Here is a 16,177-nt window from a genome sequence, read left to right as displayed (position 1 = left end):
GCCACTGCACGATTCTTATGAAATAAATGGATAGAAACGCAACGGATATGACGATGGCTAGCAATGACTCCACCACATGGGTTGTTGGTTCTCTCCATGAGAATGAGCAGCGACCGCTTCTGGAGGATTTGGTCATGGCTTGGGCGCGAGATCGGACAACTGGCGCCCCTCGCTACATCGGCGAACTCAAATCCAGCCAGACTGGAGCAGCGTGTAATTGCGAATGCTATAGCTGCGGGTTGCCATTGCAAGCCGTCAATGCAGGAAATCCCAATTACAAGCGCCGCCCATCATTCCGGCACCCAGCCGGTGCAGCCAAGGATGAATGCCTGATCCTATCAGCTCGGGTCGCTGCGCTGGAGATGCTGCAGCGTGAAGGCAATCTCCATTTGCCGATGCGGCGAGTCAAAGGGAGCATTCAAGGGCTGTCAGGGCAGTATCACGATGCATGGGCCTTTGCCCCTGCTGAAACAGTGCGTGTCGCCCGTTTCGAGTTTCGGGATAAGACTGCCGCGATTATCACGCTTGATGACGGAAGAACCTTTCGGCTAGTCCTGGAAGGGTCGATTGCCACCCATCAGCAAGACTCTGGCGCAAGTTTGCTGACCCCTACCATCGTGATGGCCATCAACGACCCGGCCCTCGCACAAATGCCACCAGACGAGCTACGCAAGCGTATTACGATCATATCCGAGCATGCCCTATGGTGCTCACATTGGAATGATCGCGAGTTGGCCAACGAAGCAGAAGAAAAGGCAGTGGATGAGGCCCGACAGGCATTGGATTGGGGGGCCGCCGATCGGGAGACATTGCTGCACCTTATCGCCAAACAAATTCTGGAAGAAGAAAAGCGGATTCGATTGCCTGACTTGACCGGGACTGCGCGTACAACGCTTCAGGATGGCGAACCTTTGACGGCCAGCAAGAGTTACCCTGGCGCAATGGTTAAATTGGAGCGGGTGTTGCTGGAGAAAAACGTTGGGCACACCCGCCCTGACGTGATCGCCGAGATGCGAGAATCGTCCCCTTGGGAGGCCGGGCCGATTCTGATTGAAGTGACAGTCACCAACGCCATCACCGAAGAACGGATGCAGCGGATTCGGCAGAACAATCTGCCGACGCTAGAAATAGATATTCGCCAACTGGGCGGAAAGGTCTCGCGCAGCGAATATGCCCGGCTTGTGGTGGATGAGGTTGCAGGAAAGCGTTGGCTCTACCATCCCACTGAAGCATTGCTCCGCCAGCAAGCAGCGGTAACGCTTTCGCAACAAGCCGCCGAGCGTAATCGCGAGATCGATCAACGCCGAGAGCAAGAAACCGAACTAGCAAAGTTCCGGAAAATCCCGGAGAGCTTGCAACGCATCATCCCGCCACCATCTGAGCGCACAACGACCGGTAGCTATCCACGTAAACAGAGAACCCATCATTGGAAGCACGGCCCAATTTCGACGGCAAATAGTGCCCAGTGGAGAAGCTGCGGCTGCACTCAGTGGGAAGACGTGCTGCGCTACGCACAAGAGCGCCGTGCCGATCACCAAACGGTCGCTATCGCGCTCCGGATGTGCTCCGAGCGCTACGGCTATTCAATCAGCTTACTGGTAGGTATATGGATGTCGGCAGGCCTGATTCAATAACCTGCTAAGGCGCCGAAAGGGGATACAACTTGTACGACACCTGGACAATCCGAGTGCATGGAAAAATAGTTACCAACTTGGACGTTGGGCGTCTGATAGTTGAAGATGGATGCTTCATTTCTGCAAACACAAAGCTATGTGATTTTTCCAATTCCGCCTGCTTATCCTCGGAGTCACTGGCCAAACGTTATTTGGAGGCGCTGCTTCCCGTCCTGAGGAAACGTTATGGGGATGGTATCCGCCTCTCGGTATACGACCGTGGCCCTCAGGGACGCCCTGAATTTGACAACACTTTGGTCACAGCCCGCATCGATCAGGGCAATTTTGCCCCCAACCGTAGACCGAAGATGCTTCCCTGAAACCATCTTATATCCGGGCTTATGGGCATCAATACCCTACGGCGGGCTAGCCAGAACCACGGGCAACATACGAGAGAATCTCACGCAGGAGTTGATACCACCTCATCTCACTACATACCACCGAAAAGGATGGGTGAGATGATGGGTAGAAATGCAAAACGGCCCATAAAGGGCCGTTTCACAAAGCATCCTGGCGGAGAGGGGGACCACTTGAAGCAGCTACCACACCACCTCAGCAAGTATCATCGCTGCCATTCGACCGATGAACTCGCCTCTGTTCGCAATCTAACTCCGTTTCATCCTAACTCATCTCATCGCATCGGAAACGATGGGTCACTTGATGGGTTGTACGAACTAGGTTGTTACTTGCAACTCCCCTTGCTCCAAGGCAGTAATCCTTTCAACAAAGAGAAGCCTTGGACGACCATCCTTATCGCACTGATAGTGGCCTTCCGCCCGAACCAAGCCGCCAAACATAGCACGGGCCTGAGCTACTGTTAGGCTCGGCATTACGCAGCGCAACGTTCCGATGTTCGGAACGCCCCTAAGGTGTAGCCGGGTTTTGTCTAGGTCAGCCTCTTGCATAAATCCAATGAAAGACCCCTCCCTAGACTGCTTGATGCTCGGTTTGTCGATAGCTTCCTTCAATACCACGCGTTCCCTCTGAGAAAGCGTAGCAGCACCAGAATCTTTAGATGATAGTTCGAGGGTATGAATACCCCTCCGCCCGGATGGGGAAAAACGATACAAAGCCGCAAGCTGGATATCCCTAAGTGCAGGATCTGGTACAGCTTCCTCTATCCCGGGTCGCAATTCTTCGTCATCGATAAACCGTACCAAAGCCGGAAGGTTATGGATTTGGCCTGCAATACTTTCCATGAGAGCGCCATCTTCTGGAATCAAGTCAGCTTGTGGAGGGACTATTTTCACCCCGATCCAAACACTTCCTGGAGCAATCCCAGGCAAACGCAAATCTAGACGTTTGGCTAACCTCTTTCCGTCGCCCCCAGCGAGATCGAATACCGCACTGGACAGGCGACGGATATTGCTCTCTGCTGTACTACACATCCAATTTAGTGCGGACAGCCACGGCATACCATGAGCCGCGCCCGGCCCCTCTGCGTGAAGGACGATATCCGAACTATCCATAATCCTCGATAGCGGGAGGGTTTCCTCGGCTATCTTGATAATCTGGTCAATCGTCGTATTGACGACTCTGGAAGGGTCAACGTCTAGTCCAACTTCTTTTGCGAGCAAACTAGAACCCACCATGTTCTCAAGGAACACGCGCATCGCGTCTTTGGTGCTCTCTGAAAACGTCATGGGTGTACCCTCAATATGCCCTTGGGATGCCTAACCGGCAACTTGAGCTCGGCTGCCGCCTTCTCTCCAATATATTGGAAAAACGCGGCCAAATCATTCCCCGTCATCGGATGTCGAGGCCAAACATCGACATTATAGATTGCCTTTAACTCGCGATTTCGAAGCCACAAGGCCATGCCTTGACTCAGTTGCATGTGGTTCTGGATCGAAGATAGTTCCATCACCACATCGACATCGTCAGGAACAGGTTTGTTCCTGACGAAACTGCCATCTATATAAAGTGGCACACCAAGATTCAGCGGCAACCATTCTTGAGTTATGAAATTGCACAGCCCCGCAAAAATCTCTTGCCGTCGGTTTGTCCAGCAGTAGCTTGCACCGATTTCCGCTAGCGTGCAGTCGTGTATTCCAATTGGCAGTAGGCCATGTTGATCAAGCGCAGGTATCACATCGCTACTCACATGTTGATTTTCGCCATTTTCGGTCATTCATCGTCATGTGACCATTAGCCAAAAGTCATAATAATGCTCTTTGCCAGAACCATCGACGTGCGCCGGAAATATATTTTCGCCACGAGGGCGTTGTAGACCGCTCCTGCCCCGTTTACCACTACATGGGTCTTAGACGTTGCTGCAAGCGAAAGCGCCAGTAATGACAAGAACCCATCGAGATTTTCTTGCGCGACGAAGGCTGTGTGCGCTGAGCTTGCTCAGCAATCTCGCCTTTCCCTCGCCGCGGAAAAATTTCAGTCTCGTACAACGTGAATGGGTAAAACGATGGGTAGCACGAATAGAAAGGAACTAGGGGCACTGGCGGTGTCCCAAATCAATCGCCGTGGCATCAACTTCGTCGGCGGCGTTACTGGCCTCGGCCTGAACGTAACGCAAACCGGGTCGAGAAGCTGGATTTTGCGGTATCGAGTTGCAGGAGTTCGCAAGGACATGGGCCTGGGCGGTTATCCAGACGTCACACTGGCACAAGCCAAGGAACTGGCCCGCACTGCGCGAATCAAGCTGGCTCAAGGGATCGACCCGATAGCCGAACGCCGCGAGGAATGGCGCAAGCTGATTGCCGAAGTTGCTGCTGCCGTTACCTTCAAGGAGGCGGCACGTCGCTATATCGATAGCCAAGAATCGACATGGCAGAACGACAAGCATGTGCAGCAATGGCGAAACACGATTGAGACATATGCAGCCCCCAAGATCGGGCAGTTGCCAGTCAAGGATATTACCTTGGCTGACGTGCTATCCGTACTGGAGCCAATCTGGCGCAATAAGACCGAAACGGCGTCGCGCTTGAGAGGGCGGATCGAGTCGATCATTGATTGGGCAATAGCCAAAGGCTACCGAACTGAATCGAATCCAGCCCGCTGGAAAGGCCTGCTCGACAAGATACTTCCCGCCCCCGGAAAAATCGCCAAGGTCGATCATCATCGGGCATTGCCGTATTCGGAGTTGCCGGCCTTCATGCTGAAACTTGCGGAGCAGCAAGGCATGGGTGCTCGGGCACTTGAGTTTGCCATCCTGACGGCCTGCCGCTCCGGCGAGGTACGCGGGGCGACCTGGGATGAATTCGATCTGCCAAACGGAATCTGGACGGTTCCAGCCAGCCGAATGAAAGCAAAGAAGGAGCACCGGGTTCCGCTTTCACCGAGGGCGTTGCAGATTGTTTCCGAGTTGGAGAAAGCGGCCTTCTGCGAATTCGTCTTTCCCAGTTCACATCAGCCGAAATCGGGAAATGCAAAAGGCTCGCCTCTCTCCGATATGACCTTGGCCGCCGTCCTACGCCGCATGGACGTTCCGGCAGTCCCGCATGGTTTCCGTTCCACCTTCCGGGACTGGTGCGCCGAGCAGACCGACTACCCAAACGAGGTTGCCGAAATGGCCCTGGCCCACACGATCAGCAACAAGGTGGAAGCAGCCTATCGCCGTGGTGACCTGTTCGAGAAACGCAAGCAATTGATGCAGGACTGGTGGAGTTATGCGTTCAGCACCTCACTTCCGCCTGCGACCAAGTTTTAATCATCAACCAACCGAAAGGAATCAATATGCAAAAGCATTACTCCGACCCACCCATTTTGACTAACTGTCTTACGGGCAAACCGCTAACGGAAGCAGATTTGAGGAACCCGCGACTCATGGCCGGTGCATTTGATCAAATGGCTCACGAGGTCTGGAGATTCGCGCCACTTGATCCACTACATAAATATCAGAAATACCTTCCCTTTGATTATGTCTGGCATCGTCTATCGTTGCACCTGAACGCCCCCACCCGACTCATCGCTCACGAGGCAATAACAGTGGTGATGGATCGGGTTTTCAAGCACGGCACAAGGTCGGAAGTCACCGTATCCCTCCTGACTTAAGCGAATTTCGCGGCGGGCCAGGTAACACTACAGCTATCAGGCCCGCGCAGAGTCGCATTTGCATCTAAATTATGGAGAAGATCATGATGCCATCAGAAAATGACGACGTTCCCGAAGCCGAATTCCGCTACGGGATGCTGCTACAGCAACTTGAGTCCAGCCAGATATCCGACGTAGAAGCCATCCCCCTGCACCATTGGCTTTGTGATCAGGTCAGCGAGCAACTCCAGAATCAGGTTATCTCGACTGCCATTGGACAAGAATCTCTCAGCGAGCAGATCAAAATCTGCACGATGTTATTGGAGGGCGCTTCAGCCATCGCGGAGCAATTCACCTTCCTCAATCAGCTTTCGCCTCTTGATACCGCCTTGTCACAAGCGTTTCAATCAAATCATAAAGAGGTAATGACAAGTAGCGACCCTTCGTCACCAGTACCCGAGGAGTGGACTGATTTTCGAGAGCGACTAGCCCGTGATAGCGCCGTACTGACACAGGCGGCAGCGCAAGTGCTGTCAAATCTCAATGGCACTCAGATCAAGAAGGGACGACCCAACAAGGAATGGAGAAATAAGCTCTTGGTCGAGCTTGATAATCGCTTGTCGAAAATTCCGTCATTGACCTGGGCAAGACGCGTTGCGCTTGCCACCGATATTTGGAATATCTACTTTCCCGATGACGAAATAAACGACTCGGATACTTCAGGCAGAATCATCACCCGTGAGAAAAAGAACCGTAGAACTCAAGGACAAAATGCAGCCGAATCCGGCTAATTTCGCCCGTGAGGAAGCAAGTTGAAATATTCATGATGACTCCTGTTTCAATACAAATCAGGAGTCATCATGTCGAATCAAACCAATGTTCAAGCGGCATCCCTGCCGCAGTCTCAAGCATCGTATGGCTATATGCGTCAGAAGGAATTGATGACGCTCGTTCCGTTCTCTCCCGCCACGCTCTGGCGGAAAGTTAAGGACGGCACGTTTGTTAAGCCTACGAAGCTCTCCACCCGTATCACCGCCTGGAATCGCACCCAAGTCTTTGAGTGGCTGAAGCAACAGGAGGGCAAATAATGAGCGCCACTAGCCCCCTTCGCCTCAGTGTCGTCCCGAAAGAGAAGGAATTCCGGCTCTACCGCGCCAGCGACTTTCCCGATCTGCCCGAAATGCGGTGGTTGGTGGAAGATATCTTCCCCGAGCAAGGGCTGCTGTGCGTGTATGGCTCCAGCGGTGTCGGCAAATCCTTCTTGTGCCTGGACTTGGCAGCTGCTGTCGCCGAAGGTGTCGATTGGTTTGGCCACCCCACTCAACAGGGCGACGTCGTATATGTAGCACTGGAAGGTCAGGCCGGTTTGCGCCTACGCGTCATAGCCTGGGAGGCGCACCACGGACGCCCTTTTCCCTCGGGGGTACGCTTCGTATTCGATGAGTTTTCCATCAACGAATTCGAGGCCCCCCGGCAGCTTGGCCTCAAAATTCTGAATGGCAATGGATCGGGCGATTATTGTGATCCCGTTTTGGTGATCATCGACACCTTGAATCGGGCAGCTCCGGGCTCCGATGAAAATTCATGCGCCGACATGAACGGCATTATTGCTGGTGCAACGATACTCAAAATGACTACCGCGGCTGCTGTTCTACTGATTCATCACCCCGGAAAAGATGCTACCCGGGGCCTGCGTGGGCATTCCAGCCTGCATGCCGCCTTGGATACTGTAGTCGAAGTTGATGAGGATGGCGAAGTGATTCGCTGGCGGCTCGCAAAATCGAAGGATGGCGAAAACGGCATCAGTCATGGGTTCAAGCTGAAGACGATCGAGTTTGGTGTCAGCAGCAGCGGCAAACCTCGAAAATCTTGCGTCGTAGAATCGGTCGAGGGCTACGTTTCGACCAAAGATAAATCCGTACCGCGTGGAGCCCATCAGCAGATAATCCTAGATGCTGCCCGTGAATTCTTGCTGCAGCATCGTATTGAACGCTTCAACGTCGATTTTCCGGATGCCTCGTTTGTAGGTATGCCGTTCAACGATCTGCTGAACTTGGTCTGCGACAGGCTGGATACAGTTGGGCCATCGCATCGAAAGGATCGTGCTCGGCAGGCGCTGAAACGGCTGTGCGAGATGAATTTTCTCGCTACTGATGGTGAGTACGTGACCATCCCTTGGAGCGAATAGCGCTTCTTTCGGCGCTACCGACACAGCCCACTTATCTCTCTTGTTCAGGATAAGTGGGCTAACCGTTTACTCCGTCATGATTCTGGCCAAACCAAGCACCGGCCGCATTTTTGCCAAAACTCGTTAAAACTCATTGGTCCCGCGATACTCGAACATGGGTGATAGGCAAAAATCGGGGTTAGGCCAACCTCCTCAAATGCCGACTTCGCCTTTTTGCCCCATGCGATGCATTTGAAACCATGATTGGTGCCGAGTTGCCTTTGATTGGCTTGCAGGAACGACAACGTGGCCTTGGTAAATTTTTTCCAGTGTGGCAAATGCTTGTTGGCAGATTTTTCCCGTCCACTCTCGCCCTGCTTGGGCATCGGAACGGTAAGCGCAGTGTTTAGGAGGAGAATTTTGTAGTTCTTCGCCCAAGACTCCAATGTCCAATCCCATTCATGATCCGGACGGTATTGGTAAATTCTCGGCATGATTTTGTTAATTGCGGTTGCATGGTGCAACCCATCTCGCTGCCTGACGCCAAATGCTAATCCTGTAGCAATTGGCAGCCCATCATTTTCGGCGGTTTGCCAATAGGGATCTTGGCCCAAGATGACGTATTTCACATCTTCGGGGCGAAGCAATTCGAATGCCTTGAAGACATTATCAGTAGTCGGACAAATCGCTTGGCGATCAAGATCCAACTCGATTTCGTCAAGCAGACCCTGATAGTCGGGGATTTCCCAACCATTTTGCAGGGCTTTCTCGAATCTCTGGGTTAGCCATCCTCTTTCCTGCATGGTACGCCTCGCGCAGCCATAAACCGGCGATTCTGTACCATATATGCGGGTGCGTAAATGCGGCCAACCGGTCAAATTGGCCCGCATGCGCGGCGGGGACAAGACACTGATGAAAGCTTTCGGACTGGAGCTGAGTTCGCTCCGGAAAGCTGCGCGTCTATCGCAAGAGGAGTTGGCCTACCGAGCGAAGGTCAATCGGACGTACGTCGCCAAACTCGAACTTGGCGAGAACCAACCCACCCTGACAAGCATGCAGAATTTGGCAGGCGCATTGGGGAAACCTCTGCCAGAGATGATCGCAAACGCCCTTGAGCGCTACGACGCCTTGACGGAGATCGAGCAGGCGTAAGCCTTCCGAATTGGAGGGGTGGCTATTTCCCGTTGCTCCCGTTACCCCTAGGGATGGGGGAGAACGGGAGGAACATGACTACAGGAGATCATTAATGAGCAATGCGCAGGCCAAGTGCGAACGCACTGGAAAGGTAATTCCGCTATCGGAAGGAGCGTATGTCGCCTCTCCTGGGACAGGAGAGTGGGCCTTTGTCGCGACGGATGCGCCAGAGCAGCCTAGCGATTACTCGGTGGCTGTAGCCAGTCTGAGCAAGTCGCCAGAGGCCCTGGTGGATTGGGTCGCACACCTGAATGAGAAATCGTGGTTTGATCCGAAGAAGCTGGCCGACTTCTTTACCCGCTTCCGCAAGCAGAACAATCTGTTCCACGCCCTGTAGCCTAATTTCCCGCTGTCCCCGTTCCCCCTAGGGAGGGGGACGGCAACGGGAAGGGAGAAGGCTACTTCGGCTTGGGGGAATGCCGATCTATCAAGCTCTGTACCTCCCCCCATGCCAACTCCTCAGCCTGGGGACGGGGGAAGTTGGCTTCGTACTCAAGGATTCCGGCTCTCTCCTCGAAATACTCCCTCGCCCATTGGGGGAGACTCTTCACCAATTTCGCCAACTCCGGATTGGAGGGAGTGACATACTGGCTCATCCCATCTCCAGTTCCCGTAGCCCTCCCCCTTTAGGGGAAGCGGGGACAACGGGAAAGCCGATTATCAGATACCCAGTTCGCTCACTCCCCTTCCCGTTGCCACCCCACCCTAAGGGTGACGGGAGCGGCGGGGAACTGTATCGGCTCATTCCGGAAGCACGGCAAACACTGAGCAGACGGGGGTGTCGCCTAAACTGATCGGAGCGGCAACCAGCCGCCAAGCATCGGGTACGAGCGTTTCGGCGGCCCTGCCCACTTGTCGAACCGCCTCCGCCCAAGTTGCCCCACGAGGAGCGGATATAACGGCCATCACCCCAGATATCCGGGTATGGTCGCCCGTCAGTAATACCGACTCCGCCAGCCTCAGCGTCTCGATGACAGCTTCGTCAGATTCGGCCACGACGAGCACCGCCCGCTTCCCTGATCGAAGAATCGAGCAAACGTCGTCCCAATCTACGCCCACACCCCCAGGGGCAAATGCCGGGGCCAATACAGCATGGGCAACACTATCGAGCGCCGAAAAGGGGCTAGCTGCCACCGAAACCATTATTCGGTGCTCCCGGTGCTGGTCGCCACCAAGAGGCAGCAAGATTTCTACCTCCTGCCGATTCTCGCATTGGCGGAATACGGCTTCGCATCCAACTGAGCTGTCGGAACCAGAGATTGGGAGGACATCAACCAGCCCCCGGAAACTCTCGGCGACCCGGTCTATCTCCAACGTTCCAGCCACAACGCCGACGGTTACGTCGCAAGGCCCCTGTTCTGAATCAGGGGGTAGAAAGGCAATAGTCATAGCAATTCACAAATTCTGGGTATTCGCGATAGACGCATCGTCTATCAGGCAGAGGGCCGATCAATGCAACTCGCACGGGAAACGGTCGTCCTCATAATAATTCGACCACATGTCGTGATCGACTACATAAACTCGGTTCCTCTCCCCCAACTTCCGAGTCCGCTTACCTGGATTGACGGACAGTGCCTGCAACGTTTCATCGGAGAATCCACAATCGCAGTCTAGTGTCAGGCTGTATCCGGCATGGCCGGACAGTGCCTCCGCAATATCAGGCGATAGCATTTCATCCCGCACCTCCAGATAAAGCTCATGGGTATGACGGGACAGCGCTTGGGCAACCGGTAAGGTGATAGACGGCACTGAAACTGTCAGTGGCCTATCGCAGCTATCCTCCGGCGGAGGCGCTCCAACTAACCATGCTGCCGCATGTTCGGAAATGGGCTCATCAAGCCTCAGATGCCGAATTGGCCTAGCATCGAATGGGCATGCTCCCAATACAAAAGCGGCTTGCTCGTTTAGGCCACGGAGGCCGGTCAGGAATAGGAAATCGATATTCATCTCCAGCAGAGCCTTAGCCGCACGAGGCGATAGCTGATTTATTCCTAACTCGATCCCTTCCAAATTCTGCGTCCCCGTTGCCAAGCGCTCCAGCAAGTCATCGGCAATATGGCGAAAGGTTCCGAGCATGAGCCACAGGGCATCATCACAGTGCTGCTCAAGGTAGGGGCTGCGACCAGACAAAATGTCGTCTAGGGTTTGGTCATCGAATTCCATGAAGCTTCCATAAAACGGGGCATGACGCCCCGCGCAGAGATTACGACTGAATTTTCCGCCAGCGCACCCATTGGTCACAGGTCGTGCTGTAGTGGATCGTGTCACCACAACGATTCGAGCTACGGTTCTCACACTTGGCGTAATCGTCCGCCTTTACGTGGTGTGCCATCTCAATCAGTTTGCTGCCATCATAATATTCGCACGTGTAGCACTGCTGCACGCATGCTGGACCACCGGCCATCTTCTTCTCCAGAGAAAGTTACGGGAGTAAAAATTTTGCCCAGCATGAACAAGGACAGGGGAAAAATCGCAACTACTGCCCGGAAACCCTCGCCGTTAAAGGAAAGTCTCGCTGCCTCCCTTCTCTCAAGGCTTTTCGGACGTTACCTCGTAAAATTTGGCGGTGCTCAATAGGCTGGATTACCATTTGCGCCATGCCAGCCACATTAGACAACCAGCTCGTCGTCGCCCTCTCCGCTCGCGCCCTGTTCGATTTCGAGGAAGAGAATCAGGTATTCGAGGCGCAGGACGATACCGCCTATATGCAGCTTCAGCTTTCCCGGCTGGATAGCGCAGCAAAGCCCGGGTGCGCCTTCCCGCTGGTCAAGAAATTGCTCGCACTGAACACGACCGGAGAGCAGCGCGTAGAAGTCATCATCGTTTCCAGAAACGACCCGGTTTCCGGATTGCGCGTATTCCGATCAGCAGATCATCACGGACTTGGCCTGACCCGGGGAGTATTTACGAGGGGCAGACCTGCCTATCGTTACCTTACTCCGCTCGGTGCCAATCTGTTTCTCTCCGCTCACGAAGAGGACGTCAGGAACGCCTTACAGGCTGGCTACCCGGCAGCGCGTGTATTCGCCCAATCGGCAATTGAGGCCGACCGCCATCCCCACGAAATCCGGATTGCCTTTGACGGCGACGCGGTATTGTTCTCCGATGAGGCCGAGCGGGTATATCAAAGCCAAGGATTGCCCGCATTCACCGAACATGAGCGGAGCAAGGCATTCCAACCTTTGCCGCCGGGGCCATTCAAGCCACTACTCGATGCCATTCACAAGTTGCAACTGGCGACTGCGAACGATAGTCCGATCAAGATCAGGACGGCTTTGGTCACTGCACGAAGCGCCCCCGCCCATGAACGAGCGATACGAACGCTGATGGGCTGGAATATCAGCGTCGATGAAGCGATGTTCCTCGGCGGATTGGAAAAAGGGCCATTCCTGAAGGAATTTGAGCCCGATTTCTTCTTCGATGATCAGACCCGACATTGTCAGTCAGCAGCTTCCGCTGGCCCGGTCGGGCATGTAGTTAGCGGGGTCGCAAACGAATTGGCTACCTCGCTCAAATGATACGATTAACTAGAAGTCTTCGGTGTCGGCTTCGCGAGGAAAGCTTCTATTGATCTCGGCTTCCATCGCCGTCACGAATTCTCTTGCCTTCCAGCACAACTCCTTCACCTGATCCGCGTTTATTGTAATCTGCTGCCCCTCCTTAGTTCGGCCAGCACGATGAACTATATCGTGGCGAATATTCACTGCGGACATTAGCCCCCCAATATCAGGGAGGCTGACCCGCAAACCATGCTCTATAGTCGGCTTTAGCTTATCCAATCGATGCCAAACAACGTTGCTAGCCAAATGGGTCAGGACAGTCGATTTGAACGTATCCGCATCGTCAAAAATCTCTGTCAAAGTAAATTTCCGATCCTTCAGTTCCTTTGCTGCAACACGCTGCAAAACAGCATCATCTTCCACTGCCCAATATGTGGTGATTTCAGCGAGAAAAGCCTCGATAGCTGAAATGACAGAACCGAAAGCCAATTGCTCCAAGAGCTTGGCCGTTTGCGGGTCTGTTTGAGTAGTAAGGAGTAAAACCCGTTCGATTTCCCCAAGGCGTTTATTGAATGCAATACCAGGCTCATCTCGGCTGTGCGGTTCGTACGACAGGTATTCATCGTAGTCAGGAGCAAAGTCAATAGGAGCCCACATTTCTCCGACATCTCCGTGCAGTTCACCGATCACATCATCAATGATTTCGTCGCTCACAATGCCGGAGAAACGCTCAGGAATTTCATCTGCAGGATCAAACGGCCCACCATTGATAAACAGATAGCCGCCTTCTTTGCCGTTGTAAGGAGTTTCTAACGCGGGATCGCAATATCTAGCAAGAAACCATTCCTTTACGGCGATTCGTTGGTCTTCTTCGTCAGCCGATTCGAGCCAGGTATTTTCTGGATCAAAGGGACCTTCTACGTCGAAAACATTTCCGAATGCTTCAGGTGGAAGATTGCCAAGCTCACTGTCCTCAATTCGGTCGTTCCAGCCCATGCAAGTTCTTTCTCTAGGTACATTGGGCCGATGCTATCTGCGTATATGAATTTTGGCGAGCACTTATCCCAGCTTGGGCCAGCAACACAGAACGCTGCGGATCACACCATCTCACTACATAGCACCGAAAAGGATGGGTCAGGTGATGGGTGGAAATGAAAAACGGCCCGAAAAGGGCCGTCGTTCAAGGTGTCCTGGCGGAGAGGGCGGGATTCGAACCCGCGGTGGGCTATTAACCCACACACGCTTTCCAGGCGTGCGACTTAAACCGCTCATCCACCTCTCCGGAAGCCGCGCATTGTAGCAGAAGCGCGGCGCCGGTCAATCGAGAACGGTAAAATTTGCCGACTCGCCGCTGAATTGATTAAATCGGCCGAGCACCTAAGATGAAACCGTCGCCCAGCGATTCTTCCGGATCTCGATGAACGTCTCCGCCGTCTCCTCCGCCAGCAGCAGTGCTTACGCCCCGGGTGCAAGTCGCCAGGCTGGCGGGGCGGCGTCCGGCGAGCTGGATGCCGACCAGGCGGCGCAAGTTGCCAAGCTCAAGCAGATCGACCGCCAGGTCCGCCAGCACGAGATGGCACACCTTGCTGCCGGCGCCGGGGTGGTGACTTCCGGCGCCAGCTTCACCTACGAGAAGGGGCCTGACGGGCAGAGCTATGCGGTGGCCGGCGAGGTCGGCATCGATACGTCGCCGGGGCGTACGCCCGAGGAAACGATCGCGCGTGCCCGGCGAATCCGCTCGGCGGCGCTGGCGCCGGCCGACCCGTCGCCGCAGGATCGTTCGGTGGCGGCAGCGGCGACGCAGATGGAGGTCACTGCGCGGATGGCGCTGGCGCAGCAGCGGGCGCAGGCCGCCAGCGGCGGTGGTGGTGGCGCGGCGGCTTACCTGTCGGCGCCGGGATCGGCCAGCGGCAGCATCGTCGATATTCGGGCCTGAGGCGTGTCGACCGTCAGATCCGGCAAACTTCCGCTGCAGCTCGACGCCGTCGCCGAGGAACTGGCGGCGGCACGGCGCGTCCTGTTCATCACCGGGGCCGGCATCTCCGCCGACTCCGGCCTGCCGACGTATCGTGGTACCGGCGGTCTCTACGAGGGCAGGGCGACCGCCGACGGGATGTCGATCGAGCGTGCGTTGTCCGGCCCGGTTTTCCGCACGCGCCCGGAGATCACCTGGAAATACCTGGCGCAGATCGAGGAAACCTGCCGTGGCGCGCAACCGAATGCGGCGCACCTGGCCATCGCCTGGCTCGAGCAGCGTCTGCCGCACGTGCTGACGCTGACGCAGAATGTCGACGGCCTGCACCGCCAGGCCGGCAGCCGAGCCCTGATCGAAATCCACGGCGACCTGCGCGACCTCTACTGTCCCCGCTGTGGCTACCGCGAGACACCGGCGTCGCTGGCCGGCCGGGCCTTGCCGCCGCCTTGCCCGGCGTGCGCGGCGATCCTGCGCCCCGACGTGGTCCTCTTCGACGAGCCGCTGCCGGCGGCGGCGGTGAAGCGCTTGCGCGACGAACTGGCGAGCGGCTTCGACCTGGTGCTGACGATCGGCACGTCGGCCAATTTTCCCTACATCGTCGAGCCGGTTGCGCTGGCCTTGCAGGCCGGCGTACCGACGGTCGAGATCAATCCGCAGCGGACGCCGCTCAGCGATCACGTCGACTTCTACTTACCGCTGGGGGCGGCAGCGGCGATGTCGGCGCTGCTCGCCCGGCTGCAGGCGTAAAAAAAGCGCCGGGCGGCGCTTTTTTCCGGTGGGCTGAAGGCGTTCAGCCGCGCACCGATTCCGGCAACTGCTCCTCGATCAGCTTGAGCAGCGGTGCGAAGACCTTCGGCGTGCCGGCGATGACGTTGCCGGTTTCGAGGTAGTTGGCCTCGCCGCGCAGGTCGGCAACCAGGCCGCCGGCTTCGGAGATGAGCAGGGCGCCGGCGGCCATGTCCCAGGGTGCCAGGCCGAATTCCCAGAAGCCGTCGTAACGGCCGCAGGCGACGTAGGCGAGGTCGAGCGAAGCGGCGCCCGGGCGGCGCTGGCCGGCGGTCTTCTGCGCCAGTTCCTTGAAGATCGACAGGTAGAGGTCGATCTTGTCGAATTCGCGGTAGGGGAAACCGGTTCCGATCAGCGCTTCGCCCAGCTTGGTGCGGCGCGAGACGCGGATGCGGCGCTCGTTGAGGAAGGCGCCGCCGCCCTTGGTGGCGGTGAACAGCTCGTTGCGGTTGGGATCGAAGACCACCGCCTGCTCGATGATCTTGCCGCGCGCCAGGGCGATCGAGACGGCGTATTGCGGCATGCCGTGGATGAAGTTGGTGGTGCCGTCGAGTGGATCGATGATCCACTGGTATTCGCCGTCGTTGCCGCCGCGCGCCGGAGTCAGCCCGGACTCCTCTGCTAGAATGGCGTAGTTCGGATAAGCCTCCAGCAGGGTTTCGATGATCGCGGCTTCGGCGGCCTTGTCGACTTCGGTGACGAAGTCGTTCGGCTGCTTCGAGGCGACCTTGAGTCCCTCGAGGTCGTTGGAAGCGCGGTTGATGACCTGGCCGGCGCGACGCGCGGCCTTGATGGCGATATTGAGTGCTGGATGCATGGCTTATGAAAGAGCGATCGGCTGGCCGCGGTCGTGAACCGGATGCCGCCCGATACAAATTTGGAAACCGCGAATTTT

Annotated in this window: 16 protein-coding genes and 1 tRNA gene; 10 read left to right on the top strand and 7 right to left on the bottom strand. The window is 55.7% G+C overall.

The annotated features are described in order from the left end of the window. Positions 1-53: 53 nt before the first annotated feature. On the top strand, positions 54-1,634 hold the full coding sequence (locus tag DFR40_RS04725; protein ID WP_147431287.1) for a hypothetical protein: 1,581 nt from the start codon (positions 54-56) through the stop codon (positions 1,632-1,634). A gap of 713 nt (positions 1,635-2,347) precedes the next feature. Here the strand turns inward: DFR40_RS04725 and DFR40_RS04715 are convergent. After that, complete coding sequence (locus DFR40_RS04715; protein ID WP_245985601.1) at positions 2,348-3,316, bottom strand: hypothetical protein; 969 nt, start codon at positions 3,314-3,316, stop codon at positions 2,348-2,350. Next, the gene (locus tag DFR40_RS16915) at positions 3,313-3,804 is read right to left on the bottom strand and encodes a DUF6932 family protein (protein ID WP_147431286.1); all 492 of its coding nucleotides are present in this window, start codon (positions 3,802-3,804) and stop codon (positions 3,313-3,315) included. The genes DFR40_RS04715 and DFR40_RS16915 overlap by 4 nt, the downstream gene beginning before the upstream one ends. Before the next feature lie 327 nt (positions 3,805-4,131). Here DFR40_RS16915 and DFR40_RS04710 point away from each other — a divergent pair, with 327 nt between their 5' ends. The 4 genes from DFR40_RS04710 to DFR40_RS04695 all read left to right on the top strand — a co-directional run bounded on the left by DFR40_RS04710 (position 4,132) and on the right by DFR40_RS04695 (position 7,848). After that, on the top strand, positions 4,132-5,337 hold the full coding sequence (locus DFR40_RS04710; RefSeq protein WP_245985600.1) for a tyrosine-type recombinase/integrase: 1,206 nt from the start codon (positions 4,132-4,134) through the stop codon (positions 5,335-5,337). Positions 5,338-5,764: 427 nt separating this feature from the next. Further along, positions 5,765-6,451 carry a hypothetical protein gene (locus DFR40_RS04705; RefSeq protein ID WP_147431285.1) on the top strand — a complete coding sequence of 229 codons (687 nt, stop codon included), beginning with the start codon at positions 5,765-5,767 and terminating at the stop codon, positions 6,449-6,451. A gap of 69 nt (positions 6,452-6,520) precedes the next feature. Further along, entirely contained in the window at positions 6,521-6,748 is a 228-nt protein-coding gene (locus tag DFR40_RS04700; RefSeq protein ID WP_121457306.1) for a helix-turn-helix transcriptional regulator, read from the top strand. Beyond that, positions 6,748-7,848, top strand: a complete 1,101-nt coding sequence (locus DFR40_RS04695; protein WP_121457305.1) for an AAA family ATPase — start codon at positions 6,748-6,750, stop codon at positions 7,846-7,848. Before DFR40_RS04700 ends, DFR40_RS04695 begins: the two co-directional genes overlap by 1 nt. 74 nt (positions 7,849-7,922) lie before the next feature. On the opposite strand, the gene DFR40_RS16910 is transcribed toward DFR40_RS04695, so the two are convergent. Continuing rightward, complete coding sequence (locus DFR40_RS16910) at positions 7,923-8,630, bottom strand: uracil-DNA glycosylase family protein (RefSeq protein ID WP_147431284.1); 708 nt, start codon at positions 8,628-8,630, stop codon at positions 7,923-7,925. Between the two features lie 109 nt (positions 8,631-8,739). Here DFR40_RS16910 and DFR40_RS04685 point away from each other — a divergent pair, with 109 nt between their 5' ends. Both DFR40_RS04685 and DFR40_RS04680 read left to right on the top strand, forming a co-directional pair. Beyond that, complete coding sequence (locus DFR40_RS04685) at positions 8,740-8,979, top strand: helix-turn-helix domain-containing protein (protein WP_211329721.1); 240 nt, start codon at positions 8,740-8,742, stop codon at positions 8,977-8,979. Between the two features lie 94 nt (positions 8,980-9,073). Next, positions 9,074-9,358 (top strand): hypothetical protein, encoded by a 285-nt coding sequence (locus tag DFR40_RS04680; RefSeq protein WP_121457302.1) that lies wholly within the window; start codon positions 9,074-9,076, stop codon positions 9,356-9,358. A gap of 1,112 nt (positions 9,359-10,470) precedes the next feature. On the opposite strand, the gene DFR40_RS04670 is transcribed toward DFR40_RS04680, so the two are convergent. Further along, positions 10,471-11,184, bottom strand: coding sequence for a hypothetical protein (locus tag DFR40_RS04670; protein ID WP_121457300.1), 714 nt, complete (start codon positions 11,182-11,184; stop codon positions 10,471-10,473). A 434-nt stretch (positions 11,185-11,618) separates the two neighbouring features. Here DFR40_RS04670 and DFR40_RS04665 point away from each other — a divergent pair, with 434 nt between their 5' ends. Beyond that, positions 11,619-12,539: a 5'-nucleotidase gene (locus DFR40_RS04665; RefSeq protein ID WP_121457299.1), complete on the top strand. Its 921-nt coding sequence runs from the start codon at positions 11,619-11,621 to the stop codon at positions 12,537-12,539. A 9-nt stretch (positions 12,540-12,548) separates the two neighbouring features. Here the strand turns inward: DFR40_RS04665 and DFR40_RS04660 are convergent, their stop codons facing one another. Further along, positions 12,549-13,517 (bottom strand): hypothetical protein, encoded by a 969-nt coding sequence (locus DFR40_RS04660; protein WP_211329720.1) that lies wholly within the window; start codon positions 13,515-13,517, stop codon positions 12,549-12,551. A 195-nt stretch (positions 13,518-13,712) separates the two neighbouring features. Continuing rightward, positions 13,713-13,803 (bottom strand) — tRNA-Ser (locus DFR40_RS04655). 135 nt (positions 13,804-13,938) lie between these two features. Between DFR40_RS04655 and DFR40_RS04650 the strand changes: the two genes are divergently transcribed. Both DFR40_RS04650 and DFR40_RS04645 read left to right on the top strand, forming a co-directional pair. Next, the gene (locus DFR40_RS04650) at positions 13,939-14,457 is read left to right on the top strand and encodes a putative metalloprotease CJM1_0395 family protein (RefSeq protein ID WP_121457298.1); all 519 of its coding nucleotides are present in this window, start codon (positions 13,939-13,941) and stop codon (positions 14,455-14,457) included. A 3-nt stretch (positions 14,458-14,460) separates the two neighbouring features. Beyond that, complete coding sequence (locus DFR40_RS04645) at positions 14,461-15,243, top strand: NAD-dependent deacylase (protein ID WP_245985599.1); 783 nt, start codon at positions 14,461-14,463, stop codon at positions 15,241-15,243. A 43-nt stretch (positions 15,244-15,286) separates the two neighbouring features. Here the strand turns inward: DFR40_RS04645 and DFR40_RS04640 are convergent, their stop codons facing one another. Then, positions 15,287-16,099 carry an inositol monophosphatase family protein gene (locus DFR40_RS04640; protein ID WP_121457297.1) on the bottom strand — a complete coding sequence of 271 codons (813 nt, stop codon included), beginning with the start codon at positions 16,097-16,099 and terminating at the stop codon, positions 15,287-15,289. Between the last annotated feature and the right edge of the window lie 78 nt (positions 16,100-16,177).

The organism is Azonexus fungiphilus, from assembly GCF_003634965.1.
Taxonomy (GTDB): Bacteria; Pseudomonadota; Gammaproteobacteria; order Burkholderiales; family Rhodocyclaceae; genus Azonexus; species Azonexus fungiphilus.
The sequence above is the reverse complement of the archived record's forward strand: the minus strand, read 5'-3'. Positions and strand labels throughout refer to the sequence as shown.

Bases quoted from the DNA above. Each gene is read 5' to 3' on its own strand.
- DFR40_RS04725 (WP_147431287.1), top strand. From the start codon at position 54: ATGGCTAGCAATGACTCCACCACATGGGTTGTTGGTTCTCTCCATGAG.
- DFR40_RS04715 (WP_245985601.1), bottom strand. From the start codon at position 3,316: ATGACGTTTTCAGAGAGCACCAAAGACGCGATGCGCGTGTTCCTTGAG.
- DFR40_RS16915 (WP_147431286.1), bottom strand. From the start codon at position 3,804: ATGACCGAAAATGGCGAAAATCAACATGTGAGTAGCGATGTGATACCT.
- DFR40_RS04705 (WP_147431285.1), top strand. From the start codon at position 5,765: ATGATGCCATCAGAAAATGACGACGTTCCCGAAGCCGAATTCCGCTAC.
- DFR40_RS04700 (WP_121457306.1), top strand. From the start codon at position 6,521: ATGTCGAATCAAACCAATGTTCAAGCGGCATCCCTGCCGCAGTCTCAA.
- DFR40_RS04695 (WP_121457305.1), top strand. From the start codon at position 6,748: ATGAGCGCCACTAGCCCCCTTCGCCTCAGTGTCGTCCCGAAAGAGAAG.
- DFR40_RS16910 (WP_147431284.1), bottom strand. From the start codon at position 8,630: ATGCAGGAAAGAGGATGGCTAACCCAGAGATTCGAGAAAGCCCTGCAA.
- DFR40_RS04685 (WP_211329721.1), top strand. From the start codon at position 8,740: ATGAAAGCTTTCGGACTGGAGCTGAGTTCGCTCCGGAAAGCTGCGCGT.
- DFR40_RS04680 (WP_121457302.1), top strand. From the start codon at position 9,074: ATGAGCAATGCGCAGGCCAAGTGCGAACGCACTGGAAAGGTAATTCCG.
- DFR40_RS04670 (WP_121457300.1), bottom strand. From the start codon at position 11,184: ATGGAATTCGATGACCAAACCCTAGACGACATTTTGTCTGGTCGCAGC.
- DFR40_RS04665 (WP_121457299.1), top strand. From the start codon at position 11,619: ATGCCAGCCACATTAGACAACCAGCTCGTCGTCGCCCTCTCCGCTCGC.
- DFR40_RS04660 (WP_211329720.1), bottom strand. From the start codon at position 13,517: ATGGGCTGGAACGACCGAATTGAGGACAGTGAGCTTGGCAATCTTCCA.
- DFR40_RS04650 (WP_121457298.1), top strand. From the start codon at position 13,939: ATGAACGTCTCCGCCGTCTCCTCCGCCAGCAGCAGTGCTTACGCCCCG.
- DFR40_RS04640 (WP_121457297.1), bottom strand. From the start codon at position 16,099: ATGCATCCAGCACTCAATATCGCCATCAAGGCCGCGCGTCGCGCCGGC.